2 protein-coding genes are annotated in these 3340 nt (G+C 64.3%); one reads left to right on the top strand and one right to left on the bottom strand.

Features of this window, described 5'->3' with window-relative positions; translation table 11 throughout:
• Window positions 1-431: 431 nt before the first annotated feature.
• Complete coding sequence (locus B4C31_RS00855; RefSeq protein WP_291530950.1) at window positions 432-1058, top strand: TetR/AcrR family transcriptional regulator; 627 nt, start codon at window positions 432-434, stop codon at window positions 1056-1058.
• 4 nt (window positions 1059-1062) lie between these two features.
• On the opposite strand, the gene B4C31_RS00850 is transcribed toward B4C31_RS00855, so the two are convergent.
• Window positions 1063-3183: a beta-galactosidase gene (locus tag B4C31_RS00850; protein ID WP_291530949.1), complete on the bottom strand. Its 2121-nt coding sequence runs from the start codon at window positions 3181-3183 to the stop codon at window positions 1063-1065.
• Between the last annotated feature and the right edge of the window lie 157 nt (window positions 3184-3340).

Genomic DNA, 3340 nt, shown 5'->3' with positions numbered 1-3340 from the left:
CCTCATGCGCCGCCAGCCGCTCCTCTTTACTCAACATTGCAGCATCACTCATTGGTGAAACCTCTTTTCCTTCCCGTCATCAATGACGGGTGCTCTTCACTGAGTTTTGGTTCGGTGACCACCTCGTATCTTTGTACTTAGTAATCACTTAGTTAAATGATATAATTACAAACTCGGCACCACGAATACGGCGTGTCGCAACCCGTTCGCCATCGTAAGGTCTCACCACCGAGTACCTTGTAAGTACATGGGGCGACGTGCGGTCCCGCAAGACCGCACCCGAGCGAAACCGTACGGCGATGCGGCCCACGCGCCGCACAGGTCGCGGGAGCCACCCAGCCCGCACCCGAACCGCCGTCGTCCACACTCCCCCAGCCCAGCCGCCGACGCATCGCCATCGACGCTCGACGCACACCGCCAAGGAGCCGACCATGAGACGCAGAACCACCGTTACCCGCCCCAAGCGCATGAACGCCGAGGACCGTCGCCGGCACATCCTCACAACCACCGTCTCCTGCATCTCCCAGTTCGGCTTCTGGGGCTTCACCATCCGCGACGTGGCGGACGCCGAACACATCACCGAGGCAGGGCTGCTCTACTACTTCTCCGGCAAGGAGGAGCTGCTTATCGAAGCGCTCAAATACGCCGACCATACCAATCAGATCGCCATCGCCGAACACCTCGGTGTCACGGGCGTGACCGGCGACGTGCTCGCCGACGGCATCGCCTACCACTGCGATCACGGGCTCAAGACCATCCTCCAGGCCACGGTCGAGACCAACGCGAGCCGGCCCGAACTGGTGCGGCTGTACACCGTGCTGGAGGGCGAGGCATTGAGCGAGGACCACCCCGCGCATGACTACTTCGTCACCCGCGAGGACAACCTGCTCAAGGAGTACACGGTCGCCGCGGAACGCGACCACGTAAACGACCCCGCGCGCACCGCGCTCCAGGCGCTGTCAGCCATGGAAGGCCTGCAGCTGCGCTGGCTCAACGACGCGCGCGAGGTCGATTTCGTCGGCGAATGGCGCGCACTCGCCGACCTCATCATTCGTTGACGGCTCAGCCGACGACGACGGCCACGTTCCACGGGCCGACGGTCAGGTCGGCGCCGGTCTCGACCTTGTCGCCGGCCTTCGGGGCGCCGGCGAAGGTGACGGTCGGATCGACGGTACCGTCGGTGGCGATCGTGGCCGGGGCCACGACGACCTCGCCGGAGACCGGGCTGGCGAACGTGGCCGGTTCGGCCGAGTAGTTGAGCAGGTAGGTCACGCTCTCACCGGCCTCGTTGAAGCCCTGACGCACCGTGATGGTGCCGGCGAGCGGCATGCCCGCGTACTCGATGCCGGCGTTGCCGACGGCCTCGCGCATGACGGCGCGGATCGCGTCGGGGGCCAGCAGCGTGCCGATCCATTCCGCGGTGCCCTTGCCGAAGGCGTGACGGGTGATGGCCGCGTAGTCCTTCCACGCGTAGTGGCCGTAGGAGGCGAGCACCTCGGTGCCCTCGTCGGCCTTGAGCAGCTCGATCAGCGAGAGTGCCTCGGTGTCGGGCGTGCTCTCAAGCGCGCCGGAGAAGACGACCGGCACGTTCTTCGGACGGGTGAACTGGTTGTAGCTCATGCCGAACACATCGGTCAGGTTGTGCGGGGCGCGGTCGTGCCAGATGGTCACCTCGTCGTCGGTGACGAACGAGCGCAGCGTGGCGATCAGATGGCCGCCGTTGGCGACGAACTCGCGCAGGTTGTCGGTGGTCTCCTGCGGGGTGGTGTACAGCGCCGGGGCCACGATCATCTCGTACTTGGCCAGGCGCTCGGCGGGGGCGTCGACCGGCACGAAATCGCATTCGACGTTGAGCTCGAACAGCGCGTCGTACACGTTGCGGACCACGTCGTTGTACTTCAGGCTCCCGCCGAACGGGAAGCCCGCCTCGATGAGGAACCAGTCGAGTGCCGACAGCGACTCGTTGGAGATCATGATGGCCACCTTGTTGCGCTTCTTCAGGTGGACCAGACGCTCCCCCACCTTCGGGTCGGCGATCTCGTTGCCGAACACGCCGGCCTCGCGGTAGGTCGGGTTCGGCTCCAGGTCGTGGCTGAGCAGACCCTTCCAGTAGGATTCCCACGAGTTGTGGATCGAATGCCAATGCCAGTATTCCACGCAGTCGGCGCCGCCGGCGAGATGCGAGTAGGCCTGCAGTCGCAGCTGACCGGGGAACGGCAGCCAGCCGTGCTGGCCCTGGGCCTCGGTCTCGAGCACCAGGTAGTTCGCGCCGTCCTTGGTGGAGCGGGTCATGTCGCCGCCGAAGGCGATCTCCTTGCCGGTCAGGTCGTCCTCGGTCGGGTGGTAGATGTCCACACCGGTGATGTCCACGCCCTGCGCCGCCTTGAAATGGTCGACGGCCGGCTGCACGCCGAAGGAGTAGCCGCGCCACTCGAAGTCGAAGTTGTGGGTGATGAACTGGTCGGGCTTGGCGTACTCGCGCACGATGTCGGCCTGCCACTTGAGGAATTCGGCCACCTGCGCACGACGGAAGCGGTCGAACTCGCCGCGCAGCGACTGGTTGATCGAACCGGTCACATCCGGGAAGTCCTCCCAGGCGTTGATGCGGTTGGACCAGTAATCCAGGCCGAAGCGGGCGTTGAGCTCGTCCAGGTCGTCGTTGAATTTCTCGCGCAGGTACTTGACGAACAGGGCCTGCATGTCCGGGGAGACCGAGTCGTAGTACTTGGTCTCGTTGTCGACCTGATAGCCGATGACGGCCGGATGGTCGGCCACGTGCGCGATGAGCCTGCGGATGATGCGCTCCGCGTAGAACCGGTACGTCGGGTTGACGATGTCCATGATCTGACGTGCGCCGTACTTGCCCGGGCCGGCCGGGGTGACGGCCAGCACCTCGGGATGCATCTTCACCATCCAGGTGGGCACCGCGTAGGTCGGCGTGCCGACGATCACGTCGATGCCGGCGCGTTGAGCCGCGTCGAGGGCGCGGTCAATATGCGTGAAGTCGAAGACGCCCGGCTGGGGTTCCTCGGTGCTCCAGGTGGATTCCGCGATGCGGATCAGGTTGATGCCGGCCTCCTTCATCATCCGCATGTCTTCATCCACGCGGTCGAGGTCCTTGGGCATGTATTCGTCGTAGTACGCCGCTCCGAACAGGATGCGGTCGGTATGGGTTCGCGCCATGATGTTCTCCTTTGAAAATATGATGCCGTATCCGTTGACGATAGTATCCGAAATATCCGATCCCGCCGCGGCCCACCATGCATGGGGCCGCGGACGTCGGAAGCCTCCCCGACAGGGGAGGCTTGGGATCATTTGACGTTTTTGATGAGCATGATGA

Origin of the sequence: Bifidobacterium sp. UBA4282, from assembly GCF_002394995.1 — a bacterium.
GTDB classification, from domain to species: domain Bacteria; phylum Actinomycetota; class Actinomycetes; order Actinomycetales; family Bifidobacteriaceae; genus Bifidobacterium; species Bifidobacterium pullorum_B.
The sequence above is the reverse complement of the archived record's forward strand: the minus strand, read 5'-3'. Positions and strand labels throughout refer to the sequence as shown.

Coding starts and splice junctions, on each gene's coding strand:
- B4C31_RS00850 (WP_291530949.1), bottom strand. CDS start 3,183: ATGGCGCGAACCCATACCGACCGCATCCTGTTCGGAGCGGCGTACTAC.
- B4C31_RS00855 (WP_291530950.1), top strand. CDS start 432: ATGAGACGCAGAACCACCGTTACCCGCCCCAAGCGCATGAACGCCGAG.